Origin of the sequence: Burkholderia sp. 28_3 (assembly GCF_003253915.1) — a bacterium.
Classification (GTDB): domain Bacteria; phylum Pseudomonadota; class Gammaproteobacteria; order Burkholderiales; family Burkholderiaceae; genus Burkholderia; species Burkholderia cenocepacia.
On record NZ_QKZF01000002.1, the window covers coordinates 154649 to 180643 of the forward strand.

Below are 25995 nucleotides of genomic sequence, written 5' to 3' on the forward strand. Positions count from 1 at the left end.
GATGGGCGCGGCCGTCAGGCCGAAGCGGCGCGGGTCGCGCGCATGGCGGGCGCGGGCAAACCGGGCAAGGCGGCCAATGCAGTCGAGCCGACGTGCCGGGCCGCGGTGTGCGGCGTCAGCCGACCAGTCTGCCGCGCCGCACCCGCAGCCCTTTCTGCGCGAGCGCCGGCGCGAGGCCGCCCAGCGTGCTGAGCGTGTTGCCGCCGTGCGCATGGCAGATCGCCATGCCGAGCGCGTCGGCCGCATCGGAGCCGGGCTGGCCGGACAGGTTGAGCAGCCGTGTGACCATTTCCTGCATCTGCGTCTTGGTCGCGCGGCCATAGCCGACCACGGCCTGCTTGAGCTGCAGCGCCGTGTATTCGGCGACCGGCAGGCCACCCGCGACGAGGCCGCAGATCGCGGCGCCGCGCGCCTGGCCGAGCAGCAGCGTCGACTGCGGGTTCACGTTGACGAACACCTTTTCGATCGCGGCCTGGTCGGGCGCGTGTTCGCGCACGATCGTCGACACGCCCTGGAAGATCGTGCCGAGCCGGGTGGCCAGGTCGGCCGTCGGCGTGCGGATCACACCGCTCGTGACATAGGCGAGCCGGTGGCCGCTGACGTCGATGACGCCGAAGCCGGTGACGCGCAGGCCGGGGTCGATGCCGAGAATTCGCATGAGTGAGGAGAGTGGCGTGATGCAGCGATACTACAACGAATGGTGCGGCACACCGGTTGCCCGGCCGTGCGCGAAGGCGTCGCGCAATAAAAAACCCGGCGGGGATGATGCCGCCGGGTTCCGGTGCAGCGGCCGCGCGGGCCGCGTGCGGCGATCAGTGACGGAAGTGGCGCACGCCCGTCAGGATCATCGCGATGTTGTGCTCGTCGGCTGCCGCGATCACTTCGTCGTCGCGCATCGAGCCGCCCGGCTGGATCACGCAGGTCGCGCCGGCCGCCACGACGACGTCGAGGCCGTCGCGGAACGGGAAGAACGCATCCGACGCGACGGCCGAGCCGGTCAGCGTCAGGCCGGCGTTCTGCGCCTTGATGCTCGCGATGCGGGCGGAATCGACGCGGCTCATCTGGCCGGCGCCGACGCCGAGCGTCATGCCATTGCCGCAGAACACGATCGCGTTCGACTTCACGTACTTCGCGACGCGCCATGCGAACAGCAGGTCGTCCATTTCCTTCGGCGTCGGGTGCCGCTTCGTGACGACGCGCAGCTCGTGCGGCTGCACGTTCTTCGAATCGAGCGACTGCACGAGCAGGCCGCCGCCGACGCGCTTCAGGTCGAATGCGTTATGGCCGTCGCCCAGCGCGATTTCGAGCAGGCGCACGTTCTGCTTCGCGGCGAACACCTGCTTCGCGGCGTCGGAGAACGACGGGGCGATCAGCACTTCGACGAACTGCTTCGCAACGGCTTGCGCGGCCGCTTCGTCGACTTCGCGGTTGAACGCGATGATGCCGCCGAATGCCGAGGTCGGGTCGGTCTGGAAGGCCTTCGCGTACGCGTCGGCCGAGTCGTTGCCGACCGCGACGCCGCACGGGTTCGCATGCTTGATGATCACGCAGGCCGGCGCGTCGAACGTCTTCACGCATTCCCACGCCGCGTCCGAATCCGCGATGTTGTTGTACGACAGTTCCTTGCCCTGCAACTGGCGGTAGTTCGCCAGCGCGCCGGCCGGCGCCGCGAGGTCGCGGTAGAACGCCGCGCTCTGGTGCGGGTTCTCGCCGTAGCGCAGGTCCTGAACCTTGTCGAACGCCAGGTTCAGCGTGGCCGGGTACGCGCTGCGCGATGCGTGCTTCAGCTCGTCGGTCAGGCTCGTCAGGTAGTTCGTGATCGCGCCGTCGTATTGCGCGGTGTGCGCGAACACCTTCGTCGCGAGGCGGAAGTTGGTCGGGTAGCCGACCGTATTGCCGTTCGCCTTCATTTCATCGAGCACGACCGCGTAGTCGGCCGGATCGACGACGACCGTCACGTCGCGGTGGTTCTTCGCGGCCGAGCGCAGCATCGTCGGGCCGCCGATGTCGATGTTCTCGATCGCGTCGGCGAGCGTGCAGTCGTCCTTCGCGATCGTCGCGACGAACGGATACAGGTTCACGACGAGCAGGTCGATCGTCGGGATGCCGTGCTGTTCGAGCGCCTGCATGTGCTCGGGCAGGTCGCGGCGGGCGAGGATGCCGCCGTGCACCTTCGGGTGGAGCGTCTTCACGCGCCCATCGAGCATTTCCGGGAAGCCCGTGTAATCGGCCACTTCGGTCACGGGCAGGCCCGCGTCGGCGAGGAGTTTCGCGGTGCCGCCCGTCGACAGCAGCTTGACGCCGAGGTCGGACAGCGACTTCGCGAAGTCGACGATGCCGGTCTTGTCGGAAACGGAAATGAGCGCTTGCTTGATCATGATGGAACCACCAATAGCCAGGGAAACGGGGACGGGACGGCCGCCTACAGCAGGCCGTGCTGCTGCAGCTTCTTGCGCAGCGTATTGCGATTGATGCCGAGGTACTCCGCGGCAAGCGACTGGTTGCCGCCGGCCTGTACGAGCACGACCTCGAGCATCGGCTTTTCGACGCAGGACATCACCATTTCATAGACGTCGTGCGGATTGGAGCCGTCTAGATCCCGGAAATACACGTCCAGGCTCTCGCGGACACATTGTTCGATGTTGTGCTTGCTCATGCTGCTAACTGGTTATGGTCGTCCGACTCGCCCTGGCCGTTTTCCTCTTCGTCGTCGACGTAGACGAGGTGGTCCGACAGCGCCTTTTGCGCCTCGAAGAATGCATTGACGGCGGCGAGTTGCTCGCGGGTGGAATCGAGCGTGTTCATTCGGTGCCGGAACCCGTTGGCACCGGAAAGGCCGCGAGTGTACCAGCCGATGTGCTTGCGCGCAGTACGGACGCCGGTGAATTCGCCATAGAAAGCGTAGTGGTCTTCCAGGTGTTCGTTCATCACGTGCTGGATCTCGTCGATCCGCGGCGGGGGCAGCAGCTCGCCGGTTTGCAGGAAATGATCGATTTCGCGGAACAGCCACGGCCGGCCTTGCGCGGCGCGACCGATCATCAGCGCGTCGGCGCCGGTTGCATCGAGCACGGCCTTCGCCTTGGCGGGCGACGTGATGTCGCCGTTCGCGACGACCGGAATCCGCACGGCCGCCTTCACGGCCGCGATCGTGTCGTACTCGGCGTCGCCCCGGTACAGGTCGGCGCGCGTGCGGCCGTGCACGGTCAGCATCGAGATGCCGGCCGCCTCGGCCAGGCGCGCGACCGTGATCGCGTTCTTGTGCTCGCGGTCCCAGCCGGTGCGGATCTTCAACGTGACGGGCACCGCATCGGGCCCGGTACCGACCGCCGCGACGACCGCCTCGACGATCCGCTGCACGAGCGGCTCGTTCTGCAGCAGCGCGGAGCCGGCCGCGACGTTGCAGACCTTCTTCGCCGGGCAGCCCATGTTGATGTCGATGATCTGCGCGCCGTTGTCGACGTTGTAGCGGGCCGCTTCGGCCATCATCGCCGGATCGGCGCCGGCGATCTGCACCGCGATCGGCTCGACTTCGCCTTCGTGGTTCGCGCGCCGCATCGTCTTCGCGCTTTTCCACAGCTGCGCGTTCGACGCGACCATCTCGGACACGGCGTAACCGGCCCCCAGCCGTTTGCACAACTGGCGGAACGGACGATCCGTCACCCCGGCCATCGGGGCGACGAACAGGTTGTTACGCAATACGTGAGGGCCGATAACGGGCATCGCAATGGCGCCGCCCGCGGCACGCGCGGGCAGGGGAAGGGAAGACGGAAAACGGGCATTTTACCGTATTCCCATGCCCCGCCGATTTGACCCGGTTTGCCTGGAGAGGCGGTGCGGCGCGCCGCGTGTCAGTTGCGCTGGCCGAACATCATCTGGCGTGCGATCGCCTTCTTGAGCGGCGGCACGAATTCGAGCGCGGTGAGCGCCGCGCCACGCAGCAGCGGCAGCGGGCCCGCATCGATCGTGAACAGGCGCGCCAGCGTGTCGGTCGCGCCGATCGTGAAGCGCCGGTCGAGCGCGCGGCGCGCGTTGAAGGTCGCGAGCGCGGTCGCTTCGAAGCCTTGTGCGGACAGTGTGTCGACGAGCGTGTGTGCATCGCGCAGGCCGAGGTTGAGCCCCTGGCCTGCCACCGGATGCAGCGTTTGCGCGGCATTGCCGACGATCGCGATGCGGCCGTTGACGAGCGTCTGCGCGGCGTTCAGGCCGAGCGGGAACGACGCGCGCCCGGCGATCGCGACGAATTCGCCCATGCGTTCTCCGAACACGCTGCCGAGCTCGCGCAGGAATGCATCGTCGGGCAGCGCGGCCCGTCGCGCCGCTTCGTCGGGCGTACAGCACCAGACGAGCGAGTAGTCGGCCTGACGCGGCCCGCCCAGCGGCAGCAGTGCGAGCGGGCCTTCGTGCGTGAAGCGTTCCCACGCGACGTTCGGGCGCGGCGCCGATACCGTGACCGTGCCGACGAGCGCGGTCTGGCCGTAGTCGCGGCGATGCTTGCCCGTATCGGCCTGCTGCTGGTGGAACAGCCCGCCTTCGGCGTTGATGACGATGCGCGCACGCAGCGTGCGTTCGCCTTGCGGGCCGTCGAGCGTCAGCGTGACGCCGTCGGCATCCTGCTGCGGCGTGTGCGCGGTGGTCGACGTGAGCCAGTCGACGCGCGTGCCGCGTACGGCGCCCGCGAGCGCCTGCACGATCGAGCCGTAGCGCACCACGTAGCCGAGCGCCGCGAGCGCGTGTTCGTCGCGGTCGATCAGCGTGCGGCCGAAATGGCCGCGCTGCGACACGTGGATATGTTCGATCGGCGTGGCGTCGGCGGGCCATGCGAGCGTATCGAGCAGCACGCGGCTGCCGTGCGACACGGCGATCGCGCGCGGGTCGTTCGCGCTCGCGGCAGGTTCGCGCGCATCGATCAGCGCGATCGACGCGTGCTGCGTCGCGCTGCGGCGGGCGAGCCAGCCGGCGAGCGCGAGCCCGACGGGGCCCGCGCCGACGATGGCGAGGTCGTAGTCCGGCGTGGCCGGGGAGGAAGCGGTCGTCATCTTGATTCGTGAAACGGAGGGTACGGTCGGCGGCCGGTCATGCGTCCGCGCGCATCAGCGCCTCGATCTCGTCGGCCGCGACCGGCACGCCGCGCGTGATCAGTTCGCAGCCGTGTTCGCGCACGATCGCGTCGTCCTCGATGCGGATGCCGATGTTCCAGTACTCGGGCGGCACGTCGTCGGCCGCGCGCACATACAGGCCGGGCTCGACGGTGAGCGTCATGCCGGGCTTCAGCGTGCGCCACGGCAGCGCGCCGTTGGCGTCGCGCGCGGCGAGCCGCTCGCGGTAGTCGCCGCAATCGTGCACGTCCATGCCGAGCCAGTGGCCGGTGCGGTGCATGTAGAAGCGCGTGTACGCACGCTCGGCGATCACGTCGTCGACGTTCGAGAAGCGCGTTTTCGGGATGATGCCGGTGTCGAGCAGCCCCTGGGCGAGCACGCGTACGGCCGCGTCGTGCGGCGCCTCGAACGGCACGCCCGCGCGCGTCGCGTCGATCGCGGCCTGCTGCGCGGCGAGCACGATGTCGTACAGCGTGCGCTGCGCGGGCGAGAAGCGCCCGTTCGCCGGGAACGTGCGGGTGATGTCGGATGCATAGCCGTCGAGTTCGCAGGCGGCGTCGATCAGGATCAGGTCGCCGTCCCGCGCGGCCGCGTTGCCGGCCGGGTAGTGCAGCACGCACGCGTTCGCGCCGGCCGCGACGATCGAGCCGTACGCGGGCGCCTGCGCGCCGTGCTTGCGGAACAGGTACAGCAGCTCGGCCTCGAGCTCGTATTCGCGGATGCCGGGGCGGCACACCTGCATCGCGCGGCGATGCGCGAGCGCGGAGATGTGCGCGGCGCGCATCATGATCGCGAGTTCGTGTTCGTCCTTCACGAGCCGCATGTCGTCGAGCAGCGGCGTGAGATCGAGCAGCGCGTCCGGCGCGGCGACGCCCGCGCGTGCCTGCGCGCGCACCGCGTCGAGCCAGCCGGCGAGCTGGCGCTCGAAGTCGGCCGATGCGCCGAACCGGTAGTGGACGGTGCCCGCATCGGCGAGCAGGCGCGGCATCTCGGTGTCGATCACGTCGACCGCGAACGCCGCGTCGAAGCCGAACGCGTCGCGCGCGGCCTCGGGCCCGTAGTGGAAGCCTTCCCAGATCTCGCGGTCGACGTTCTTGGCGCGGCAGAACAGGATCGATTCCGGCGCGCCGTGCGGCGCGGCCGCGTTCAGCACGAGCACGGCATCCGGCTCGGTGAAGCCCGTCAGGTAATGGAAGTAGCTGTCGAACCGGTACGGGTAGGCCGTATCGCGGTTGCGCAGCATTTCCGGCGCGGTGGGGACGATGGCGACGCCGCCGCCCGCGGCACGCAGTGCGGCAAGCACGCGTTCACGGCGCTGGCGGTAGACGTCGACGGCGATGGCGGTATCGAGGGGCGCGTTCATTCGTGCGATTGTAGCGCCGCGTGACGCCGTGCGTGAGAGTGGGGCCGGAAGCCGCACCGACTGGGCCCGCGCGGCCGCTGTTGCAAACCATCCACAGGCCGGACGGGCGATTTTCTACCCGGCTGCACCGGCCGGTTATGATCGACGACAACGTATACTCCCGGCGGTTCCCTTAAAAAGGCAGATGATGAAATTAATCGGTTCGCTCAGCAGCCCGTACGTCCGAAAGGCGCGGATCGTGCTTGCTGAAAAGAAGATCGACTACAAGCTGGAGCTCGAGAACGTGTGGGCGCCGGAGACGGATATTCATGCTTCGAATCCGCTCGGCAAGGTCCCGTGCCTCGTGATGGAGGATGGTGCCGCGGTGTTCGATTCCCGCGTGATCTGCGAATACGTCGATACGCTGTCGCCGGTCGGCAAGCTGATTCCGCCGTCGGGCCGCGAGCGCGTGGAAGTGCGCTGCTGGGAAGCACTGGGCGACGGCGTGCTCGACGCGGCGGTCGCGATCCGTCTCGAACACACGCTGCGCGAAGAAGGGCAGCGCAGCCCAAGCTGGATCGCGCGCCAGCAACGCAAGATCGACGATGCGCTCGTCGCGATGTCGCAGGGGCTCGGCGGCAAGACGTGGTGCGTCGGTAATCATTACACGCTCGCCGACATCGCACTCGGCTGCGCGCTCGGCTACCTCGACTTCCGGATGCCCGAGCTTAACTGGCGCGATCGCCACCCGAACCTCGACAAGCACTTCGTGAAGCTGCAGCAGCGACCGTCGTTCGCCGATACGCTGCCGCAGAACTGAGCCGCGGCCCGGCCCGCGCGCATTCGGCAGACGAAAGAAAAGCGCCCCGCGGGGCGCTTTTCTTTTTGTCGCGTGGGCCGCCGCAGCGGAGCGGCCGCGCGCGTCACTCGATCGATGCGTACACGGCTTCGCCGAGCGTGAACGAATCGCTGCGCGCGATCGGCCACCACTTGTCGTACAGCGAGAAGCCGCAGGTCTGGCCGTCGAGCAGCGCACCGGGCTTCAGGTACTTCAGCAGTTGCGACATCAATCGCACCTCGTGCGGCGCGACCCGCTGCACGATGTGATGCGCGCGCAGCTCGGACGGATGGGCGAGTCCGGCCGCCTGCACGAGTTCCTGCAGCGCATGCAGCGTGTTGCGGTGGAAGTTGTACACGCGCTCGGCCTTGTCGGGCACGACGAGCGCGCGCTGGCGCACCGGATCCTGCGTCGCGACGCCGGTCGGGCAGCGGTCGGTGTGGCAGTGCTGCGCCTGGATGCAGCCGACCGCGAACATGAAGCCGCGCGCCGAGTTCACCCAGTCCGCGCCGATCGCGAGCGTGCGCGCGATGTCGAACGCGGTGATGATCTTGCCGCTCGCGCCGAGCTTCACGCGATCGCGCACGCCGATTCCGACGAGCGTGTTGTGCACGAGCAGCAGCCCTTCCTGCAGCGGCACGCCGACGTGGTCGGTGAATTCGAGCGGCGCCGCGCCGGTGCCGCCTTCCGCGCCGTCGACGACGATGAAGTCGGGCACGATGCCGGTCTCGAGCATCGCTTTCGCAATCCCGAAGAATTCCCACGGATGGCCGATGCACAGCTTGAAGCCGGTCGGCTTGCCGCCGGACAGCGTGCGCAGCCGCTCGACGAATTCGAGCAGTCCGCGCGGCGTCGAGAATTCCGAATGCGTCGCGGGCGAGATGCAGTCCTTGCCCATCGGCACGCCGCGCGTCTCGGCGATCTCGGGCGTGATCTTCGCGGCCGGCAGCACGCCGCCGTGGCCGGGCTTCGCGCCCTGCGACAGCTTCACCTCGATCATCTTGACCTGCGGATCGGCGGCCTGCTTCGCGAACTTGTCCGGATTGAACGTGCCGTCGTCGTTGCGGCAGCCGAAGTAGCCGGACGCGATTTCCCAGATGATGTCGCCGCCGTGCTCGCGGTGGTACTTCGACAGCGAGCCTTCGCCGGTGTCGTGCGCGAAGCCGCCTTTCTTCGCGCCGAGGTTCAGCGAGCGGATCGCGTTCGCGGACAGCGAGCCGAAGCTCATCGCCGAGATGTTGAAGATCGAAATGTCGTACGGTTGCGCGCGACTCGCGCCGACGCGGATGCGGAAATCGTGGTTCGGCAGCTTCGTCGGCGCGAGCGAATGGCTGATCCATTCGTGCGCGACGGCCTTCACGTTCAGCTCGGTGCCGTACGGGCGGTTGTCGGCGACGTTCTTCGCGCGCTGGTAGACGAGGCTGCGCTGCGCACGCGAGAACGGTTTCTCGTCGGTGTCGTCCTCGACGAAGTACTGGCGGATTTCAGGTCGGATGAATTCGAACAGGAAGCGGAAGTGGCCCCAGAGCGGGTAGTTCCGCAGGATCGCGTGGCGGTCCTGGTTCAGGTCGTACAGGCCGAGCGCGACGAGGGCGACGGGGAGGATGATCCACAGCCACGAAAGCACGTGGATCGACGCGAGTGCGGCCGCGGCGATGAGCAGCAGGACAGCACACCACATCGCGAGGTAGCGTCTTGAAAGCATGGGGACTCCGTAAGAATCTTGAAATACCGCCATGCGTACGCTGCGCGGCGGCGCGCCGGCCGCGGCGGAATCGTGTTCCGCCGGGCGCGACGTGCCGCAAGTCTAAACCGAATGGATGTCAGCGTGCTTCGGCGAGTGCCGGCGCGTGGCCCGCCGACGTGGCCTGACCGGGCTGGCCGGTGGCCGCGGATTCGATGATGCCGCCGCCGAGGCAGATCTCGCCGTCGTACAGCACGGCCGACTGGCCGGGCGTGACGGCCCACTGCGCGTCGTCGAACGCGAGCGAGAAGCGCGCTTCGCCTGCCGGGCCGGCGGCCTCGGCGCCTGTCGCGGCCCGCCCGAATACGCACGCCGCGTCGGCCTGCCGGTAGCGCGTCTTCGCGCCGCACGCGAAGCCGTCGGCCGGCGGCTCGCCGGCGACCCAGCTCACGTTGCCGGCGACGAGCTCGCGCGACAGCAGCCACGGATGATCGTGGCCCTGCACGACGTACAGCGTGTTCGACGCGATGTCCTTCGCGGCGACGAACCACGGCTCGCCGCTGCCGCTCTTGCTGCCGCCGAGGCCGATGCCCTTGCGCTGGCCGAACGTATAGAACGCGAGGCCGATGTGCTCGCCGACCACCTTGCCGTCGGGCGTCTTCATCGGGCCCGGCTTGGTCGGCAGGTAGCGATTCAGGAAATCGCGGAACGGCCGTTCGCCGATGAAGCAGATGCCGGTCGAATCCTTCTTCTTCGCATTCGGCAGCCCGATCTGCGCGGCGATCTCGCGCACCTTCGTCTTCGGGATCTCGCCGAGCGGGAACATCGTCTTCGACAGTTGCGCCTGGTTCAGCCGGTGCAGGAAGTACGACTGGTCTTTCGTATGATCGAAAGCCTTCAGCAGTTCGAAACGCCCGTCGCGTTCGCGCACGCGTGCGTAGTGACCGGTAGCGATCATTTCCGCGTCGAGCGACATCGCGTGGTCGAGGAATGCCTTGAACTTGATCTCGGCATTGCACAGCACGTCGGGGTTCGGCGTGCGGCCGGCCGAGTATTCGCGCAGGAACTCGGCGAATACGCGGTCCTTGTATTCCGCGGCGAAGTTGACGGCTTCCACGTCGATGCCGATCAGGTCGGCCACCGACACGACGTCGATCCAGTCCTGGCGCGTCGAGCAGTACTCGCCGTCGTCGTCGTCTTCCCAGTTCTTCATGAACAGGCCGACCACGTCGTAGCCCTGTTCCTTCAGCAGCCACGCGGTCACCGACGAATCGACGCCGCCCGACATGCCCACCACTACACGGCGCTTGCTCATTTGCTGACCGCCTGACGTTCGAATGCCTCGGGGCGCGGGGCGACCGAATGCGTGTGCACGAAATCGAGCGGGATGCGCCGCCCGGCGAGATAGTCGTCGACGCAGCGCATCACCGCGGGCGAACGATGGCGCTCGCTGCACGCGCGCAGCTCGTCCGCCGTCATCCACAGCGTGCGCACGATGCCGTCGTCGAGCACATGGCCCGCGATCGGCTCGCCGGCCGTGCCGCAGAACGTGAAGCGCAGGTAGGTCGCGCCGGCACTGCCGGGGCGCTCGTAGTGCGCGAGATAGACGCCGACGAGCGCGTCGGGCGTGAACGGGTGCGCGGTTTCCTCGAGCGTTTCGCGGATCACGGCGTCGGCCAGCGTTTCGCCGGCTTCGAGATGACCGGCCGGCTGGTTGATGCGCAGGCCCGTCGAGGTTTCTTCCTCGATCACGAGAAAGCGGCCGGCGCGCTCGACGAGCGCGGCGACCGTCACATGCGGGGTCCAGAGTTCGGGTTTCATGGTTCGGCATTTTACCGGTTGCGCCCGAACGCTGCCGGCCGTCTGGTTAGACGAATCCGACCCCGGCAGATCGTCCGTGCCGGGGATGCGTGACGGCACGGGTCAAGCGCATGTCGCATTCGAGCACGGTCGTGCGGAAAGTGCTGGCGGGGCCATCGCTTTCGGTTAAAGTGCAGCGTGAAAGCCGTTGCTCGTGAGCCGGTAAGTCAGCCTGTCCGGCTCGTTGCGCAGTAAAAATCGCAAGAAAAGAAATACTGACAATGACTGGAGGAACTGACGATGCATATTGGAGTGCCTGCTGAAACGCGGGCCAACGAGGCGCGTGTGGCTGCGACGCCGGAAACCGTGAAGAAATACGCGGCGGCCGGCCATCGCGTCAGTATCGCGAAAGGGGCCGGCAGCGCAGCCAGCTATCCCGATGAAGCCTATGTGGCCGCCGGTGCCGAATTGACCGACCAGTCGGCCGCTTTTGCCGCCGACCTCGTGCTGAAGGTCCAGGCGCCCACCGACGCCGAACTGCCGTTGCTCAAGCGCGGCGCCGTGCTGGTCGGCATGCTCGAGCCGTTCAACGGCGAGCAGGCGGCGAAACTCGCCGCGGCCGGCGTGACCGGTTTCGCGCTCGAGGCCGCGCCGCGCACCACGCGTGCGCAGAGTCTCGACGTGCTGTCGTCGCAGGCGAACATCGCCGGCTACAAGGCCGTGCTGGTGGCCGCATCGCTGTATCCGCGCTTCATGCCGATGCTGATGACGGCCGCGGGCACCGTGAAGGCGGCGCGCGTGCTGATTCTCGGCGCGGGCGTCGCGGGCCTGCAGGCGATCGCGACCGCGAAGCGGCTGGGCGCGGTGATCGAGGCGTCCGACGTGCGGCCGGCCGTGAAGGAGCAGATCGAGTCGCTCGGCGCGAAATTCCTCGACGTCCCGTTCGAAACCGACGAAGAGCGCGAAGCCGCGCAGGGCGTCGGCGGCTATGCGCGCCCGATGCCGCCGTCATGGCTCGGCCGCCAGGCCGCGCTCGTGCACGAGCGCGCGAAGCAGGCCGACATCGTGATCACCACCGCATTGATTCCCGGGCGTCCGGCGCCGACGCTGATCTCGGTCGACACCGCGCAGTCGATGAAGCCCGGCTCGGTGCTCGTCGATCTCGCGGCCGGCCGCGGCCCGGAAATCGACGGCCGCAAGGGCGGCAACTGCCCGCTGACCGTCGCCGACCAGGTGATCGTGCACCACGGCGTGACGATCGCCGGCTACACGAACCTCGCATCGATGGTCGCGTCGGACGCGTCGGCGCTGTACGCGCGCAACCTGCTGGACTTCATGAAGCTGATCGTCACGAAGGAAGGCACGCTGAACATCGACCTGACCGACGACATCGTCGCCGCGACGCTGCTGTGCCGCGACGGCGAGCTCGCGCGCAAATAACGGAGGAGACCATGGAAGTCATCAATCACACGGTGATCAACGTGATCATCTTCGTGCTGGCGGTGTACGTCGGCTACCACGTCGTCTGGAACGTCACCCCGGCGCTGCATACGCCGCTGATGGCCGTGACCAACGCGATCTCGGCGATCGTGATCGTCGGCGCGATGCTCGCGGCGGCGCTCACCGTCGGCGCGACCGGCAAGTTCTTCGGCACGCTCGCGGTCGCGCTCGCGGCCGTCAACGTGTTCGGCGGCTTTCTCGTGACGAGGCGCATGCTCGAGATGTTCCGCAAGAAGGAGCCCAAGCGTGTCGAGGGCGGCAAGGAGGGCGCGCGATGAGCATGAACGTCGTTACGCTGCTGTACCTCGTCGCGTCGGTGTGCTTCATCCAGGCGCTGAAGGGCCTGTCGAACCCGAAGAGCGCGCGGCGCGGCAACCTGTTCGGGATGGTCGGGATGGCCATCGCGATCCTCACGACGATCGCGCTGATCGTCAAGCAGGCCGCGTGGCTCGGCGCGAACCTGCCGCTCGGCCTCGCGCTCGTGCTCGGCGCGCTGATCGTCGGCGGGGGCGTCGGCGCATTCGTCGCCGCGCGCGTCGAGATGACCAAGATGCCGGAACTCGTCGCGGCGATGCACTCGCTGATCGGTCTCGCGGCCGTGTGCATCGCGTACGCGGTGGTGTCGGAGCCGGAAGCGTTCGGGCTCGTGCCGCAGGACGCGGTGTCGTCGAGTTTCATCCCGTACGGCAACCGCGTCGAGCTGTTCATCGGCACGTTCGTCGGCGCGATCACGTTCTCCGGTTCGGTGATCGCGTTCGGCAAGCTGTCGGGCAAGTACAAGTTCCGGCTGTTCCAGGGCGCGCCGGTCGTGTATGCCGGCCAGCACCTGATCAACCTGATGCTCGCGATCGCGATGCTCGGCTTCGGCATCCTGTTCTTCATCACGCAGGCGTGGCTGCCGTTCATCATCATGACGGCGATCGCGTTCGTGCTCGGCGTGCTGATCATCATCCCGATCGGCGGCGCGGACATGCCGGTGGTCGTGTCGATGCTGAACTCGTACTCGGGCTGGGCGGCGGCCGGCATCGGCTTCTCGCTGAACAACGCGATGCTGATCATCGCCGGTTCGCTGGTCGGCTCGTCGGGCGCGATCCTGTCGTACATCATGTGCCACGCGATGAACCGCTCGTTCTTCAACGTGATCCTCGGCGGGTTCGGCGGCGAAGCGGCGGCCGGCGGCGCGGCGGGCGCGCAGGAGCAGCGGCCGGTGAAGTCGGGTTCGGCCGACGACGCGGCGTTCATGCTCGGCAACGCGGAATCGGTCGTGATCGTGCCGGGTTACGGGCTCGCCGTCGCCCGCGCGCAGCACGCGCTGAAGGAGCTGACCGACAAGCTGGTCGAGAAGGGCATCGACGTGAAGTACGCGATCCACCCGGTTGCCGGGCGGATGCCGGGGCACATGAACGTGCTGCTCGCGGAAGCGGAAGTGCCGTACGAGATCGTGCACGAGATGGAGGACATCAACGGCGAATTCGGCCAGGTGGACGTGGTGCTCGTGCTCGGCGCGAACGACGTCGTGAACCCGGCCGCGAAGAACGATCCGAAATCGCCGATCGCGGGGATGCCGATCATCGAGGCGTACAAGGCGCGCACGGTGATCGTCAACAAGCGCTCGATGGCGGCCGGCTACGCGGGTCTCGACAACGACCTGTTCTACATGGACAAGACGATGATGGTGTTCGGCGATGCGAAGAAGGTCATCGAGGACATGGTGAAGGCCGTCGAGTAACGCCCGCCCCGGCTACGCGGCGCCCGCTTCGATGCGCGGCGCCGCGCCTCCGGACAGGCCCGACCGGTGCAAGCCGGCCGGGTCTTTTTCATGGTGTGACGAGGCGTGCGACGCAGGCGGCGATCGCGTCGCGTACGCGCACGATCGCCGGGTCGCGCTGCGTGCTCGTGCGCCAGCCGATTTCGACCGGATAGCGCGGCAGGTCGACCGGGCACGCGAGCGCGCGCAGCGAAGTCGCCTGCGCGATCGCACGCGCCGCATGCGCGGGAATCGTCGCGACCGCGTCGGAGCCGGCGAGCAGGTACGGCAGCGCGGCGAAATGCGTGGTCGACGCCGCGACGCGCCGCTTGTGGCCGAGCGCGGCCAGCGCCTCGTCGACGATGCCGATCACGCCGCCCGACGACACGAGCAGGTGGTCGCGCCGCAGGAACTCGGCGAGCGTCAGCGTGCGCGGCGTCCGTGCGCGGCCGGCTGGATCGATCAGGCACGCATAGCCGCCGGTGGCGACCGCGTGCCTGCTGAGGCCGTTCGCCGAGAATCCCCCCGACGCGATCGCGAGATCGACGCCGTGCCGCAGCAGTGCGTCGCCGGCGATGCCGCTGTGCGTCTGCCGGAAGATCAGCCGGATGCCGGCGGCTGCTTGCGCGACCGCATCGATCAGCGCGCGGCCGAGCGCGATCTCGAAATCGTCGGACAGCCCGATCGAGATCGTGCGGCCAACGCGCTCGCCGCCGTCCGCCGCGATCGCGAGGCTTTCGCGGCAGCGGTCGAGCGCGTCGGACAGGATCGGCTTCAGTTCGTCGGCGCGCGGCGTCGGCGCGAGCCCGCGGCCGGTGCGCACGAACAGCGGATCGGCGTAGATCACGCGCAGCCGCCCGAGTGCCGCGCTGACCGCCGACTGCGTGAGATCGAGCCGCAGCGCCGCGCGGCTCGCGCCGCCTTCCTCGTACAGCGCCTCGAACACCTTCAGCAGATTCAGGTCGAGCCCGGCGATATCATCCATATTCATGTCAGTTATCGTTGTATCGATTTGATCGATGAAATGATATCGACAAAGATGGCGTCATCCCATTCACCGCATTCACCGGAGACGCCTTCATGTCCACCTCAGTCATCGCCGCGCTGCAGATCGGCGCATCGCCCGCCGGCACGCGCGCCACGCTCGACACGATCCTCGGCTACGAAACCGCGATCCGCGACAGCGGCGCGTCGCTGGTCGTGCTGCCCGAGGCTGTGCTCGGCGGCTATCCGAAAGGCGAAATCTTCGGCACGCGGCTCGGCTACCGGCTGCCCGAAGGGCGCGATGCGTATGCGCGCTACGCCGCGCAGGCGATCGACGTACCGGGGCCCGAAACCGACGAACTGGCCGCGCTGTCGCAGCGCACCGGCGCGAGCCTCGTGGTCGGCGTGATCGAGCGCGGCGGCAGCACGCTGTACTGCACGGCGCTGTTCTTCGATCCGCGCGACGGGCTCGTCGCGAAGCACCGCAAGCTGATGCCGACCGGCACCGAGCGGCTGATCTGGGGGCAGGGCGACGGCTCGACGCTGCCCGTCGTCGAGACGGCCGCGGGCCGCGCGGGCGCCGCGATCTGCTGGGAGAACCACATGCCGCTGCTGCGCTGCGCGATGTACGCGAAAGGCGTGCAGATCTGGTGCGCGCCGACCGTCGACGAGCGCGACGTGTGGCAAAGCTCGATGCGGCACATCGCGCACGAAGGGCGTTGCTTCGTCGTGAGCGCGTGCCAGGTGCAGCCGTCGCCGCGCGCGCTCGGCATCGACGTGCCGGGCTGGGACCCCGAGCGGCCGCTGATCCGCGGCGGCAGCGTGATCGTCGGGCCGCTCGGCGACCCGTTGACGGAGCCGCTGATCGGCGAGGCCGGGCTCGTCACCGCCCGTATCGACACCGACGAGCTCGTGAAGGCGCGCTACGACTTCGACGTCGTCGGCCACTATGCGCGTGCGGACGTGTTTTCACTGCACGTCGACGAGCGGCCGAAGCGGCCCGTGGTGTTCGGCGGGTAGCGAAAGCGGAGGTGGGCGCCACACGGCGCGCGGAAAACGAAGGGCGGCGGCGGGTGCCCGCCGCCGCATCGCGTCAGCGCATCGGCGCTTCCGCGATCCGCATGTAGTCGGCGATCCGCCGGCCTTCCATGTCCGGAAACTGCTCGTGCACGGTGATGTCGCCCATCCGCGCGATGTCGAAGGTGCGGAAATCGTCGCGCAGCTCGCACCACGCGCCGATCGTCCAGCGCCCGCCCCAGTAGACGAGCCCGAGCGGCCATACGCGGCGCTGCGAATGCGCGCCGAGCCGGTCGCGATAGTCGAAGCTGACGATGTGGCGCGTGTCGATCGCCTGGTGGATCGCGTCGACCTTCGCGCAAAACGTCTCGTCGATGTGGAACGACGGCGCGAACACGGGCAGGCGGTCGAGCGCCGTGCGCTTGTCGGCCGGCATCGCCGACGCGATCTTCGCGAGCGCCGAGCGTGCGCCGCTCGCGAAACGCGCCCCGCCCCAGGTCTCGAGCATGCGCGCGCCGGTGGCGAGCGCCGCCAGCTCCTCGGCCGTGAACGTGAGCGGCGGCAGGCTCGCGTTGCGGTTCAGCCGGTAGCCGATGCCGGCCTCGCCTTCGATCGGGACCCCTGACAGTTGCAGGTCGCGCACGTCGCGATAGACCGTGCGCGGCGACACCGACAGCCAGTCGGCCAGTTGCTGCGCGGTCGTGAGGCGACGCCCGCGCAACAGCTCGGCGATCTGGAACAGGCGGTCGGCACGGCGGGTCATGACAGCACCTCGATTCCTCTGGCTACGGGGACTTCGCGATGATAGCGCCGCGCCGGCCCGCTGAGCGCCGCGCTCAGTGGCATTTCGGCGCGTGCAGGCCGACGCGGTTGCCTTCCGTGTCGATCAGGTAGCCGACGTAGCCGTAGTTGTTCGGCAGCTCGACGACCGAGCCCTGCACGACGCCGCCCGCGCGCTTCGCGCGTTCGAGCGCCGCGACGACCGATTCGCCGGCGTTCAGGTAGACGAGCACGCCGTTCGCGCTCGGCTTCATCTGCTGCGGATCGAACACGATGCTGCCGCCCGTGCTCGACGCGTCGCGATCGAAGGTCGCCATCGGCACGCCGCCGATGATTTCGCGCTGCAACGTGGTTTGCAGCACGGTTTCGTAAAAGCGGATCGCGCGGTCGAAATCGAGGGACGGAATGTCGAACCAGGCGATCGCGCGTTCCAGGGTGGCAGTAGCGGTTGCTGACGTCATGACGAGCTCCTTGTTGCGTTGTTTGCGTTGTTATGCGGATTCGGTGTGGAAACCAGCCTGCATTGCGCCGGGATTGCAGTGTGATCGCGGGCTGCTGACACCGTATTGTCAGTAGAGTTGTCACCCTTGACATGCAACCATTTGGTTGCATAATGAGGTCATCGACCCGGGAGCGGCATGGACCTCGTTTTCAAGGCGCTGGCCGACGCCACGCGCCGTCAGTTGCTCGACCTGCTGCATGCGAAAAACGGCCAGACGCTGTCCGAGCTGTGCGACGGGCTCGCGATGAGCCGGCAGGCCGTCAGCAAGCACCTTGCGCTGCTCGAGGCCGCGAATCTGGTCGCGACGACGTGGCGCGGCCGGGAGAAGCTGCATTACCTGAATCCGGTGCCGATCCATGACATCGCGGAACGCTGGATCGGCAAGTTCGAGCGTCAGCGCCTGCAGGCGCTGGCGGATCTCAAGCGCGGGCTGGAAGCGCCCCGCGACACAGGAGATGACGATGGGTAATCCCGCCTTTGTGTACGTGACCTTCATCGCGGCCACTCCCGAGCGCGTGTTCGATGCGCTGACCAACGCCGAGCTGACGAAGGACTACTGGGTGCGGCATCGCAACGCGTCGCCCGACTGGCGGCCGGGGTCGCGCTGGGAACATCAGGATTACGACGATCCGTCGCGGGTCGACATCGTCGGCGAAGTGGTCGAGAACGATCCGCCGCGCCGGCTGGTCGTCACGTGGCGCACGCCGTCGGGAGAGGGCGAGGAATCACGCGTGACCTATCTGGTCGAGCCGTACGAGGGCGTCGTGAAACTGACCGTCACGCACGACGGGCTGGTGCCCGGTTCGGAGATGGATCGCGGGATTCGCGGCGGCTGGCCGGTCGTGCTGTCGAGCCTGAAGACGCTGCTCGAGACCGGGCAGGCGCTGCCGTTCACGATGGCGCGGTGGTCGAAGTCGAAGCACTGACCGGCCGCGCAAAAGCACAGGGGCCGCGATGGCGGCCCCCGGACGTCGTTGCTCGTGACAGCGGACGGCTGGCTTACGCGTCGCCTTCCGCGGCCGCCGGGCGCGCCTTCACGCTGCCGGCGATCAGGTCGAAGCGGAACAACCGGCATTCGAGCGCACCGTTGAACAGCGGCGTCTTGGCCGATTCGCGCAGGCGCAACTGGCCCGGCAGCGAACGGTCGGACGTCAGCAGGAACGCCTGCCAGCCCGTGAAGCGCTGCTTCAGCGCATCGCCGAGCGCGTTGAAGAACTCGCTGTCCGGCGCGTCGGTGTGCGTGCGGCGGAATGCGTCGTCGTTGCCGCGGTTGCGGCCGGTTTCGCGCACCTCGCCGCGGGCGCTGCGGCCGCGCACTTCGATCCGCTCGCCGTACGGCGGGTTCGCGAGGAGGATGCCCGGCCCGTCGGACGGCGGCGTCATCCCGCGCGCGTCGACCTGCTTGAGCCACACCGACGGCACGCCCGCGCGTTCGAGGTTCGCGCGCGCCTTCTCGAGCATGTCGCCGGAAATGTCGCTGCCGTACACGCCGAGCGCTTCGCCGCGCTTGGCGCGCGCCGCGCGCTTCGCGTCGAGCGCCGGGACCTTCAGCCCCTGCCACGCGGTGATGTCGTACTGCTTGAGCTTTTCGAAGCCGAACCGGCGCTCGACGCCGGGCGCCACGCCGAGCGCGATCTGCGCGGCTTCCGCGAGGAACGTGCCGCTGCCGCACATCGGGTCGTACAGCGCGGTGCCGGGCGTCCAGCCCGTCAGGCGCAGGATGCCGGCCGCGAGGTTCTCGCGCAGCGGCGCCGCTCCCTTGTCGAGACGCCAGCCGCGCTTGAACAGCGGCTCGCCCGATGTGTCGAGGTACAGCGTGCATTCGTTGGCCGTCAGGAACGCGAACACGCGCACGTCCGGCGCACCGGTGTCGATGCTCGGGCGCGCGCCGGTTTTCTCGCGCATCCGGTCGCAGATCGCATCCTTCACGCGCAGCGTCGTGAATTCGAGGCTCTTCAGCGGCGACTTGATCGCGGTGATGTCGATGCGCAGCGTCTGCGTCGACGCGAACCAGCGCTCCCACGGCTGCTCGAGCGCGAGCGCGTAGACGTCCTGCTCGTTGCGGTACGGGCCGTGCGCGATCTTCAGCAGAATGCGGCTCGCGATCCGCGAATGGAGGTTCGCGGCCATGCCGGCGGCCCAGCCGCCGCTGAAATGGACGCCGCCCGGCACCTGCGCGCCCGCGGTGAACGGCGCGCCGTTCAGGTGGCGGCCGGCGATTTCGGCCAGCTCGGCGGCAAGCGCCGCTTCGAGGCCGCGCGGGCAGGGGGCGAAGAATTCGAACAGGGTGGGCGAGGACATAAGGCGGGTGAGGACGTGCAAAAGTCCACTATTGTACGCGGCGCGGACGACCGGGGCCGGCGTTTCGGCGCGGCGGCGCCGGCGCGACGATCATAGGTGCGCGCCGGAAGGGCGGCGCGGCGGCGACCGGCCGCCTCGCACCCCGCCGCAGGTCAGTGCGCGCCCGGCTGGCCGGCGCGCGCGGCGGGGTTGCCCGCCGGCCAGAACAGCGCGAGCGGATTCGACAGCACCGTGCGGACGATCGCCGCGACGAGCGCGCGCACCTTGGTCGGGCGCAGGCTGCGCGAGCGCACGGCCATCGTGAACGCGAGCGCGAAGCTCACGAGCACGTTGAGGATCGCCATGCTCAGCACGCCGGCGCCGGCCCACCACAGTTCGGGCGTACTGAGCGCACCCTTGCCCAGCACGCCGAGCGCGATCCCGATCGAGCCGGCCGACAGCGTCACGTGCCGCACCTCGAACGGGAACATGAACACGGTGACGATCGCCGGGATCAGGCCGAGCATCAGGCCGAGGCCGACGTTTGCGACCACGCCGGCGACGTTCGAACGACAGAAGTGCGCGAGCTTCGCGGCACCGGCCGCGCCGAGCGTCAGGCGCAGCCGGCGGTTGTACGCGAGCGCGTCGCCGACCCGGTGCAGCACGAACCAGTTGTCGGCCCAGCCGGCGAGCAGGCTCGACGCCCACAGCAGCACGCCGGTGAGCGCGGCGTAGAACGGCGTCGGGCCGAGCAGCGAGAACGAATGCAGCGTCGCGTGCGCCTTCTCCGGCGAGATCAGGTTCGCGTGCAGCACGTTGCTCGCGAACAGCTGCACGAGCAGGCACACCGGCAGCACGACCAGCACGTTGCCGGAAATCGCGGCCGCTTGCGTGCGGATCAGCGCGATCACCGACGCGACGAACGCCTTCACGCCTTCCTCGTGGCCGGTGTCGTCGAGCTCGCGCGCGAGCGTCGGCGCGGTCATCGCGGGCTGCTTGGTCGCGAGCGTGAAGTGCAGGAAGTGCATCAGCATGAAGCTGGCCGCGTAGTTGATGCCCGCGAGCAGCCCTTCGAGCATCGACTGCAGGTGCGCGCCCGTGATCGCGAACTTCACGCACACGGTCACGACGGTGACGAGGCCGCCGCCCGCGGCCATCCGCAGCATCTTCAGGTACTCGGCGCGGCCGCGCGAGATGTAGTGCTCGCCGGTGTCCGCGTTGGTTTCGACGAGCTTGCGCGCGAACAGCGAGAAGTTGCTGCGCACGAGGTGCGCGACGCTCTGGCTGTTCTGGTTCGCGTCGACGAGCTCGGCGGTCAGGTGCGCCATCCCATGCAGGTCGTCGCGCGCCATCCATGCGTTCAGCAGCGTTTCGGCGCGCAGGATGCGCATGCGCATCCGCTCGACCTGGAACACGATGTCGACCGACACGCCGTTGCGGTACAGGTGCGCGAACACGTCGTCGACGGCGATCCGGCATTCGTCGAGCAGCACGCGCAGGTAGTTCACCTCGTGCAGCAGCTTGCTCGGGTCGCCGCCGTCCTCGACGGCCGCATGCGCGGTCTCGACCGCGAGCATCGCGCGCGTGAGGCGGTAGAACGGCTGCGATTCGAGCGGCTTGCGCGCATCGTCGTCGGACAGCCGGCTGCGCACCGTCTGCGACAGGCCCGTCGAGCTGATCTGGCAGGTCAGGTTGTGCAGCGCGGCCAGCAGGTCGCGCGAGAACGAGCCGGGCTCGTGGCGCTCTTCTTCGGTGACGTCGAACGAGATCAGCTCGGCCAGGCGTGCGAGCAGGTCGTCGGGCAGCGCGTCGATCCATTTCGCGTCCTCGGGCGTCGGAAACATCAGCGTGAACAGCGCCGACAGCTCGCGGCGGTTCGGCGCGGGCGGGATCAGCGACGAGTCGATCCGCTCGAACAGCGCGCCGAAGAAGCCCGAATGCACGGGCATGCCGGCATCGCACAGCAGCGAGATGCCGTCGCACTCGCGCAGGATGCCGCGCAGGATGCGCGCGGCGTGCGCTTTCCACGCGGGATTGCGGTCCAGCACGTGGAACAGGTAGCGCAGCCGCGCATGGGCCGGATACGCGCGCGTGTCGGCGTCGCGCTCGGCTTGCGCGTCCTGCACCGTGCCGTTGCGGCGCAGCCAGTGCGCGAGCTCGATCAGCCATTCGCTGCGCTCGGCGTACGACGCGTCGGCATCGGCGTGCGCGAGCAGCGCATCGAGCTGGTGACCGGCATTGCGCGACGCGCGCCACTTCTTGATCAGGGTCGTCAGGGAACGAAACATAAACGGAATAGCGAAAGCCCGGGACGGGCGGGTTCGGGATGCCGGCCGGAGCAACGGCGCGGCGCCGGTGAGAACGGGTGAGACGGGGCCGGTGCCGGACGACGGGCGGCGACCCGCGATGCGGCTGCCCCGCTGCGGTGCACGCGATTCGCGTGCGGGCGCCGGCAGGCATGGCGGTCGGGCCGAACGCGGCCCGGCGCCGCTGGCTGGTGCGCACGGCGAACGGCGCGAGCCTGAAAGTGGGTAGGATCGTCAATCGGGCCGGAAAACGCAAGCCGACCGCGTTGCATGGCGCGGGTTCCGGCGGCTTTGACAAAGAATGTCAACGACCGCTTGGCCAATGACGGCGATCGGCGAAGCCGGCTGCGGCGGCGTGCGGCCGACGATACTCGGCGGGCACGGCCGAGCGGGCGGCGCCATTCGACACCGCGCAGTCGCACGTCGTGTCGAACGTTCGCCCGCGCGCCGTCCGCGTCCGCTTATGCGCCGGACTTGCCCGTCGCGCCGGCATCGCCGCCGGACGTCGGGCTGGCCGGACACGGCACGACCGGCGCGGCGGCCGTCTTGCCGCCGGCCGTGGGCGTGGCCGTCGCCGCCGTGCCGCGGCGTGCGGCCATCGCGCGCACGCCGTCCGCGGCTTGCGAGGCGATCACGTCGAGCGCGCGCCGGTGGCCGGCGACGAGCGCGTCGTAGCCGTCGGCGACCGGTTCCGCGACGCTCGTGCGGCAGGTCATCACGGCCTGCGTGGCGAGCGAGCGTACGCTCCACACGGCGTCGACCGCGGCGCGCTTGCCCGGCCACGATTCGAAGCGCTGCACGTTCACGCTGATGCGGTACACGGGCACGCCGGGCGGGTAAGCGGAATTCGCGACGTCGATCGTGCCGAGCTGCGCGGCGAGATCGTCCGACAGCGCGCGGCGGATCTCGTCGGCGGGCGGCGACGCCCAGCGTTCCTGCTCGAGCACGTCGACCTGCGCGGCGTTCTTCTGCACGACCAGCTGGCTCTTCGCGACCTGCTCGGGCACGCCGACCGACGGCACCTCGATCAGGAACGCCGGATTGGCCGGCGCGGTGCGCAGCGGCGCCGCGGCGTCGGCCGGGCTGAGCGTGTAGAACCGTGCGGGCGGCGAGCTGCACGCGGCGAGCGCGAGTACGGCGAGCGCCGTCGCCGCGCCGCTCGCGAAACCGTTCACGCGTGTCGTCATTGTTTATCTCCTGGCTTGCCCTTGAGCAGCGATTCGGGGTGGCGCTCCAGATAGTCGGCGAGCGCGTTCAGCGATTGCAGCGTGCGCGTGAGTTCCTTCAGCGCGCCGCGCACGTCGGACTGCAGCGGCGAATCCTGCTGCAGCGTCGCCTCGGCGGTCGAGAAGGTCTGCTTCGCGGCCGACAGCGTGTCGCGCGCTTCCGGCGCGACCTGCGTGTCGAGCTGCTTGAACAGCTTGTCGGCGTTCGCGAGCGCGCTGTTCAGGTTCGCGCCGATCTGGTCGAACGGCACCTTGTCGAGCTTCTTCGCGATGTCGGCGACCTGCAGCTGCAACTCGTCGAGCGTATTCGGCACGGTCGGCAGCTCGAGCGGCAGGCGGCTCGTGTCGATCTTCACGGCTGGCGCCTTCGGGAAGAAGTCGAGCGCGACGTACAGCTGGCTCGTCAGCAGGTTGCCGGTGCGCAACTGGCCGCGCAGCCCGTGCTGGACGAGCCGCTCGACGATCTCGCGGCGCGCCGGTTCGCCCTTGCTCTCGATCGTCTCGCGGAAGCGGCGGCCGAGGCGTTCCGGATACACGTTGATCGTCACCGGCATCAGGAAGTTCTTCGTCTTCGGATCGAAATCGATGCCGATGTTCGTCACTTCGCCGAGCACGATGCCGCGGAAGTCGACCGGCGCGCCGACGGCGAGCCCGCGCAGCGACTGGCTGAAGTTCATCACGACCTGCAGCGGCTGGCCGTCCGGGTCGCGCATCGCGTCGCCCTCGTCGGAGCCGAGGCGGAACGTCGTGTTGTTCGGTGCGGTCGCGCCGCTGCCCTGGTTCGGCGGCGTCTGGAACGCGATGCCGCCGAGGATCACCGTCGCGAGCGACTGCGTGTTCAGCTTCAGGCCGCTCGAATCGAGCCGCAGGTCGACGCCGCTCGCCTGCCACCAGCGCGAGTTCAGGCCGACGTACTGATCGTACGGCGCATTGACGAACACGTTGAACGTGACGCCCGTGCCGTCCTTGTCGAGCGAGAAGCCGACCACCTGGCCGACCTGGACGCGGCGGTAGTAGACCGGCGAGCCGATGTCGACCGAGCCGAGCGAATCGCCGCGCAGCACGTATTGCGTGCCTTTCTGGTCGCCGGTGACGGCGGGTGGCGTCTCGAGGCCGGTGAAGTCGGTCAGCGTGTCCTGGCCGTGACCGGCGTCGACGCCGATGTACGCGCCGGACAGCAGCGTGCCGAGCCCCGACACGCCGGTCGCGCCGACGCGCGGCCGCACGATCCAGAAGCGCGAACCCTGGACCGCGAAGTCCTCCGCTTCCTTCTTGAGCTGCACCTGGACCAGCACGCGCGACAGGTCCTTCGACAGCTTGATCGTCTTGACCATGCCGATCTCGACGTCCTTGTACTTGACCTGGGTCTTGCCCGGCTCGAGCCCTTCGGCGCTGTGGAAGCTGATCGTGATTTCCGGGCCGCGCTCGCGCACGGACTTGATCACGAGGCCGATGCCGATCAGCGCGGCGATCAGCGGCACGAGCCAGACGAGCGACGGCAGCCAGCCGCTTTTCGTCGAGATCGCCGGATCGGGCGGCCGGGGCGCGTCGTGCTGCGGGCCTTGTGGACTATTCATGGTGATTCCCTGAGGTTTCGACTGGATCCCAGATCAGGCGGGGATCGAACTGCATCGACGCGAGCATCGTCAGGATCACGACCGAGCCGAACGCGAGCGCGCCGGGGCCGGCCGTGATGACGGCGAGCGAACGGAAATGGACGAGCGCGACGGTCAGCGTCACGACGAAGATGTCGAGCATCGACCAGCGGCCGATGCGCTCGACGATCCGGTAGAGGCGCGTGCGCTGCAGCGGTCGCCACGCGGCGCGACGCTGCGCGCTGGTGACGAGGATCGTCAGCACGCCGAGCTTGAGCATCGGCACGAGAATGCTGGCGACGAACACGACCACGGCGAGCGGCCAGTCGCCGGACGTCCAGAAATAGATGACGCCGCTCATGATCGTGTCCTGCTGCGACCCGACGATCGACGACGTGCGCATGATCGGCAGCAGGTTCGCCGGAATGTAGAGGATCGCGGCCGCGAGCAGCAGCGCCCACGTGCGCATGATGCTGTTCGGCGTGCGCACGTGCAGCGCGCTGCCGCAGCGCGCGCAATGCGCGTGCGGCCGGTCGATCGTCTGCACGAGCCCGCACGCGTGGCAGCTGGCGTAACCCTCGCGGGCGGCGGTCGGCATGGGCCTCGTCATCGGCGGGGTGCGTCCGGCAGCGGCGCGGCGGCGTCGGGCCGCTCCGGCGCGCGGCCGGCGCGCAGGTCGTCGGCGATGTCCCACAGCGTGCGCGGGTCGAACATCAGCACGACGGCGGTCATCAGCGTGAGCGCGCCGAACGCGAACAGCGCCGCGTCGGGCACGACGCGCGCGAGGCTCACCATCTTCACGATCGTGACCAGGATGCCGAGCATGAACACCTCGATCATTCCCCACGGCCGCACGAGCTGGATCGTGCGCAGCACGAGGTTCAGCCCGGGCGGCACGATGCCGCGCCGGATCGGCAGCAGCACGTACAGCAGCGCGGCCATCTCGACGAGCGGGAACAGCACGGTCGAGCAGAACACCATCACGCCGACGATCGCCATGTCCTGACGCCACAGCGCGTCGATCGCGCCGATCAGCGTCGTCTGCACGCGCGTGCCGTTCAGGTCCATTTCCAGGATCGGGAACGTCTGCGCGATGATGAACGTGACGAGCGCGGCGACCGCGAGCGCGGTGATGCGCTCGATCTGCGTGGTGCTGTTGCGATAAAGCAGCGCGTCGCAGCGCGGACAGCGCGCGATCTCGCGGCCGCTCAGGCGCGGTTTATGCAACAGTGCGTCGCATTCGTGGCAGGCAATCAGGTCGTATCGTTGCATGGAAAAGGCGGTGTCGCGACGGCTGG

At 68.6% G+C, this 25995-nt stretch carries 25 protein-coding genes; 7 read left to right on the forward strand and 18 right to left on the reverse strand.

Annotated features, from left to right (window positions below):
• Positions 1 to 115: 115 nt before the first annotated feature.
• The 6 genes from ruvC to DFS13_RS05450 form a co-directional block, all read right to left on the reverse strand.
• Positions 116 to 658 (reverse strand): crossover junction endodeoxyribonuclease RuvC, encoded by a 543-nt coding sequence (ruvC, locus tag DFS13_RS05425; protein WP_006476894.1) that lies wholly within the window; start codon positions 656 to 658, stop codon positions 116 to 118.
• Positions 659 to 812: 154 nt separating this feature from the next.
• On the reverse strand, positions 813 to 2378 hold the full coding sequence (gene purH, locus DFS13_RS05430; protein ID WP_006483450.1) for a bifunctional phosphoribosylaminoimidazolecarboxamide formyltransferase/IMP cyclohydrolase: 1566 nt from the start codon (positions 2376 to 2378) through the stop codon (positions 813 to 815).
• Positions 2379 to 2422: 44 nt separating this feature from the next.
• Positions 2423 to 2656 (reverse strand): Fis family transcriptional regulator, encoded by a 234-nt coding sequence (locus tag DFS13_RS05435; RefSeq protein WP_006476892.1) that lies wholly within the window; start codon positions 2654 to 2656, stop codon positions 2423 to 2425.
• Positions 2653 to 3720 (reverse strand): tRNA dihydrouridine synthase DusB, encoded by a 1068-nt coding sequence (gene dusB, locus DFS13_RS05440; RefSeq protein WP_006497523.1) that lies wholly within the window; start codon positions 3718 to 3720, stop codon positions 2653 to 2655. The genes DFS13_RS05435 and dusB overlap by 4 nt, the downstream gene beginning before the upstream one ends.
• Before the next feature lie 128 nt (positions 3721 to 3848).
• Entirely contained in the window at positions 3849 to 5036 is a 1188-nt protein-coding gene (locus DFS13_RS05445; protein ID WP_006483428.1) for a UbiH/UbiF/VisC/COQ6 family ubiquinone biosynthesis hydroxylase, read from the reverse strand.
• A gap of 37 nt (positions 5037 to 5073) precedes the next feature.
• The gene (locus DFS13_RS05450) at positions 5074 to 6459 is read right to left on the reverse strand and encodes an aminopeptidase P N-terminal domain-containing protein (RefSeq protein ID WP_048987089.1); all 1386 of its coding nucleotides are present in this window, start codon (positions 6457 to 6459) and stop codon (positions 5074 to 5076) included.
• Between the two features lie 184 nt (positions 6460 to 6643).
• Here DFS13_RS05450 and DFS13_RS05460 point away from each other — a divergent pair, with 184 nt between their 5' ends.
• Positions 6644 to 7258: a glutathione S-transferase family protein gene (locus tag DFS13_RS05460; protein WP_034178360.1), complete on the forward strand. Its 615-nt coding sequence runs from the start codon at positions 6644 to 6646 to the stop codon at positions 7256 to 7258.
• Positions 7259 to 7361: 103 nt separating this feature from the next.
• On the opposite strand, the gene DFS13_RS05465 is transcribed toward DFS13_RS05460, so the two are convergent.
• The 3 genes from DFS13_RS05465 to DFS13_RS05475 form a co-directional block, all read right to left on the reverse strand.
• Positions 7362 to 8981, reverse strand: a complete 1620-nt coding sequence (locus DFS13_RS05465) for an FMN-binding glutamate synthase family protein (protein ID WP_006483441.1) — start codon at positions 8979 to 8981, stop codon at positions 7362 to 7364.
• A 118-nt stretch (positions 8982 to 9099) separates the two neighbouring features.
• Positions 9100 to 10275 carry a tRNA 2-thiouridine(34) synthase MnmA gene (mnmA, locus tag DFS13_RS05470; RefSeq protein WP_006497521.1) on the reverse strand — a complete coding sequence of 392 codons (1176 nt, stop codon included), beginning with the start codon at positions 10273 to 10275 and terminating at the stop codon, positions 9100 to 9102.
• A complete protein-coding gene (locus DFS13_RS05475) occupies positions 10272 to 10781 on the reverse strand; it encodes an NUDIX hydrolase (RefSeq protein WP_006493325.1) in 510 nt (169 codons plus the stop codon). The genes mnmA and DFS13_RS05475 overlap by 4 nt, the downstream gene beginning before the upstream one ends.
• Positions 10782 to 11060: 279 nt before the next feature.
• Between DFS13_RS05475 and DFS13_RS05480 the strand changes: the two genes are divergently transcribed.
• The 3 genes from DFS13_RS05480 to DFS13_RS05490 are packed head-to-tail and all read left to right on the forward strand — an operon-like array spanning position 11061 to position 13989.
• Entirely contained in the window at positions 11061 to 12200 is a 1140-nt protein-coding gene (locus DFS13_RS05480) for a Re/Si-specific NAD(P)(+) transhydrogenase subunit alpha (protein WP_012492952.1), read from the forward strand.
• Positions 12201 to 12211: 11 nt separating this feature from the next.
• Entirely contained in the window at positions 12212 to 12538 is a 327-nt protein-coding gene (locus DFS13_RS05485; RefSeq protein WP_006476884.1) for an NAD(P) transhydrogenase subunit alpha, read from the forward strand.
• The gene (locus DFS13_RS05490) at positions 12535 to 13989 is read left to right on the forward strand and encodes an NAD(P)(+) transhydrogenase (Re/Si-specific) subunit beta (RefSeq protein ID WP_006483443.1); all 1455 of its coding nucleotides are present in this window, start codon (positions 12535 to 12537) and stop codon (positions 13987 to 13989) included. Before DFS13_RS05485 ends, DFS13_RS05490 begins: the two co-directional genes overlap by 4 nt.
• An 88-nt stretch (positions 13990 to 14077) precedes the next feature.
• On the opposite strand, the gene DFS13_RS05495 is transcribed toward DFS13_RS05490, so the two are convergent.
• Complete coding sequence (locus DFS13_RS05495; protein WP_006483426.1) at positions 14078 to 14998, reverse strand: LysR family transcriptional regulator; 921 nt, start codon at positions 14996 to 14998, stop codon at positions 14078 to 14080.
• An 89-nt stretch (positions 14999 to 15087) separates the two neighbouring features.
• Here DFS13_RS05495 and DFS13_RS05500 point away from each other — a divergent pair, with 89 nt between their 5' ends.
• Positions 15088 to 16011: a carbon-nitrogen hydrolase family protein gene (locus DFS13_RS05500; RefSeq protein WP_006483427.1), complete on the forward strand. Its 924-nt coding sequence runs from the start codon at positions 15088 to 15090 to the stop codon at positions 16009 to 16011.
• Positions 16012 to 16084: 73 nt separating this feature from the next.
• Here the strand turns inward: DFS13_RS05500 and DFS13_RS05505 are convergent, their stop codons facing one another.
• The gene (locus DFS13_RS05505; RefSeq protein ID WP_006497518.1) at positions 16085 to 16771 is read right to left on the reverse strand and encodes a YafY family protein; all 687 of its coding nucleotides are present in this window, start codon (positions 16769 to 16771) and stop codon (positions 16085 to 16087) included.
• A 73-nt stretch (positions 16772 to 16844) separates the two neighbouring features.
• Positions 16845 to 17249, reverse strand: coding sequence for a VOC family protein (locus DFS13_RS05510; RefSeq protein WP_006483432.1), 405 nt, complete (start codon positions 17247 to 17249; stop codon positions 16845 to 16847).
• Positions 17250 to 17426: 177 nt separating this feature from the next.
• On the opposite strand from DFS13_RS05510, the gene DFS13_RS05515 reads away from it, so the two are divergent.
• Both DFS13_RS05515 and DFS13_RS05520 read left to right on the forward strand, forming a co-directional pair.
• Positions 17427 to 17759: a helix-turn-helix transcriptional regulator gene (locus tag DFS13_RS05515; protein WP_006483451.1), complete on the forward strand. Its 333-nt coding sequence runs from the start codon at positions 17427 to 17429 to the stop codon at positions 17757 to 17759.
• Positions 17752 to 18216: an SRPBCC family protein gene (locus DFS13_RS05520; RefSeq protein ID WP_006493327.1), complete on the forward strand. Its 465-nt coding sequence runs from the start codon at positions 17752 to 17754 to the stop codon at positions 18214 to 18216. Before DFS13_RS05515 ends, DFS13_RS05520 begins: the two co-directional genes overlap by 8 nt.
• A 73-nt stretch (positions 18217 to 18289) precedes the next feature.
• On the opposite strand, the gene DFS13_RS05525 is transcribed toward DFS13_RS05520, so the two are convergent.
• The 6 genes from DFS13_RS05525 to DFS13_RS05550 form a co-directional block, all read right to left on the reverse strand.
• Entirely contained in the window at positions 18290 to 19591 is a 1302-nt protein-coding gene (locus DFS13_RS05525) for a class I SAM-dependent RNA methyltransferase (RefSeq protein WP_006497517.1), read from the reverse strand.
• Positions 19592 to 19743: 152 nt separating this feature from the next.
• Positions 19744 to 21858: a site-specific recombinase gene (locus tag DFS13_RS05530; RefSeq protein WP_006493515.1), complete on the reverse strand. Its 2115-nt coding sequence runs from the start codon at positions 21856 to 21858 to the stop codon at positions 19744 to 19746.
• Positions 21859 to 22337: 479 nt separating this feature from the next.
• Positions 22338 to 23063 (reverse strand): membrane integrity-associated transporter subunit PqiC, encoded by a 726-nt coding sequence (locus DFS13_RS05535; RefSeq protein WP_006497516.1) that lies wholly within the window; start codon positions 23061 to 23063, stop codon positions 22338 to 22340.
• On the reverse strand, positions 23060 to 24679 hold the full coding sequence (locus DFS13_RS05540) for an intermembrane transport protein PqiB (protein ID WP_006482664.1): 1620 nt from the start codon (positions 24677 to 24679) through the stop codon (positions 23060 to 23062). The genes DFS13_RS05535 and DFS13_RS05540 overlap by 4 nt, the downstream gene beginning before the upstream one ends.
• Positions 24672 to 25295, reverse strand: a complete 624-nt coding sequence (locus tag DFS13_RS05545) for a paraquat-inducible protein A (protein WP_006497515.1) — start codon at positions 25293 to 25295, stop codon at positions 24672 to 24674. The genes DFS13_RS05540 and DFS13_RS05545 overlap by 8 nt, the downstream gene beginning before the upstream one ends.
• A gap of 8 nt (positions 25296 to 25303) precedes the next feature.
• Positions 25304 to 25969: a paraquat-inducible protein A gene (locus tag DFS13_RS05550; protein ID WP_012492950.1), complete on the reverse strand. Its 666-nt coding sequence runs from the start codon at positions 25967 to 25969 to the stop codon at positions 25304 to 25306.
• Between the last annotated feature and the right edge of the window lie 26 nt (positions 25970 to 25995).

What these genes read in the sequence shown, in the direction of transcription:
- DFS13_RS05475 (WP_006493325.1), bottom strand. Translation starts at nt 10,781, where the DNA reads ATGAAACCCGAACTCTGGACCCCGCATGTGACGGTCGCCGCGCTCGTC.
- purH (WP_006483450.1), bottom strand. Translation starts at nt 2,378, where the DNA reads ATGATCAAGCAAGCGCTCATTTCCGTTTCCGACAAGACCGGCATCGTC.
- DFS13_RS05460 (WP_034178360.1), top strand. Translation starts at nt 6,644, where the DNA reads ATGATGAAATTAATCGGTTCGCTCAGCAGCCCGTACGTCCGAAAGGCG.
- dusB (WP_006497523.1), bottom strand. Translation starts at nt 3,720, where the DNA reads ATGCCCGTTATCGGCCCTCACGTATTGCGTAACAACCTGTTCGTCGCC.
- DFS13_RS05520 (WP_006493327.1), top strand. Translation starts at nt 17,752, where the DNA reads ATGGGTAATCCCGCCTTTGTGTACGTGACCTTCATCGCGGCCACTCCC.
- DFS13_RS05505 (WP_006497518.1), bottom strand. Translation starts at nt 16,771, where the DNA reads ATGACCCGCCGTGCCGACCGCCTGTTCCAGATCGCCGAGCTGTTGCGC.
- DFS13_RS05550 (WP_012492950.1), bottom strand. Translation starts at nt 25,969, where the DNA reads ATGCAACGATACGACCTGATTGCCTGCCACGAATGCGACGCACTGTTG.
- DFS13_RS05535 (WP_006497516.1), bottom strand. Translation starts at nt 23,063, where the DNA reads ATGACGACACGCGTGAACGGTTTCGCGAGCGGCGCGGCGACGGCGCTC.
- ruvC (WP_006476894.1), bottom strand. Translation starts at nt 658, where the DNA reads ATGCGAATTCTCGGCATCGACCCCGGCCTGCGCGTCACCGGCTTCGGC.
- DFS13_RS05530 (WP_006493515.1), bottom strand. Translation starts at nt 21,858, where the DNA reads ATGTTTCGTTCCCTGACGACCCTGATCAAGAAGTGGCGCGCGTCGCGC.
- DFS13_RS05465 (WP_006483441.1), bottom strand. Translation starts at nt 8,981, where the DNA reads ATGCTTTCAAGACGCTACCTCGCGATGTGGTGTGCTGTCCTGCTGCTC.
- DFS13_RS05510 (WP_006483432.1), bottom strand. Translation starts at nt 17,249, where the DNA reads ATGACGTCAGCAACCGCTACTGCCACCCTGGAACGCGCGATCGCCTGG.
- DFS13_RS05485 (WP_006476884.1), top strand. Translation starts at nt 12,212, where the DNA reads ATGGAAGTCATCAATCACACGGTGATCAACGTGATCATCTTCGTGCTG.
- DFS13_RS05495 (WP_006483426.1), bottom strand. Translation starts at nt 14,998, where the DNA reads ATGAATATGGATGATATCGCCGGGCTCGACCTGAATCTGCTGAAGGTG.
- DFS13_RS05545 (WP_006497515.1), bottom strand. Translation starts at nt 25,295, where the DNA reads ATGCCGACCGCCGCCCGCGAGGGTTACGCCAGCTGCCACGCGTGCGGG.
- DFS13_RS05435 (WP_006476892.1), bottom strand. Translation starts at nt 2,656, where the DNA reads ATGAGCAAGCACAACATCGAACAATGTGTCCGCGAGAGCCTGGACGTG.
- mnmA (WP_006497521.1), bottom strand. Translation starts at nt 10,275, where the DNA reads ATGAGCAAGCGCCGTGTAGTGGTGGGCATGTCGGGCGGCGTCGATTCG.
- DFS13_RS05445 (WP_006483428.1), bottom strand. Translation starts at nt 5,036, where the DNA reads ATGACGACCGCTTCCTCCCCGGCCACGCCGGACTACGACCTCGCCATC.
- DFS13_RS05540 (WP_006482664.1), bottom strand. Translation starts at nt 24,679, where the DNA reads ATGAATAGTCCACAAGGCCCGCAGCACGACGCGCCCCGGCCGCCCGAT.
- DFS13_RS05515 (WP_006483451.1), top strand. Translation starts at nt 17,427, where the DNA reads ATGGACCTCGTTTTCAAGGCGCTGGCCGACGCCACGCGCCGTCAGTTG.
- DFS13_RS05490 (WP_006483443.1), top strand. Translation starts at nt 12,535, where the DNA reads ATGAGCATGAACGTCGTTACGCTGCTGTACCTCGTCGCGTCGGTGTGC.
- DFS13_RS05500 (WP_006483427.1), top strand. Translation starts at nt 15,088, where the DNA reads ATGTCCACCTCAGTCATCGCCGCGCTGCAGATCGGCGCATCGCCCGCC.
- DFS13_RS05525 (WP_006497517.1), bottom strand. Translation starts at nt 19,591, where the DNA reads ATGTCCTCGCCCACCCTGTTCGAATTCTTCGCCCCCTGCCCGCGCGGC.
- DFS13_RS05450 (WP_048987089.1), bottom strand. Translation starts at nt 6,459, where the DNA reads ATGAACGCGCCCCTCGATACCGCCATCGCCGTCGACGTCTACCGCCAG.
- DFS13_RS05480 (WP_012492952.1), top strand. Translation starts at nt 11,061, where the DNA reads ATGCATATTGGAGTGCCTGCTGAAACGCGGGCCAACGAGGCGCGTGTG.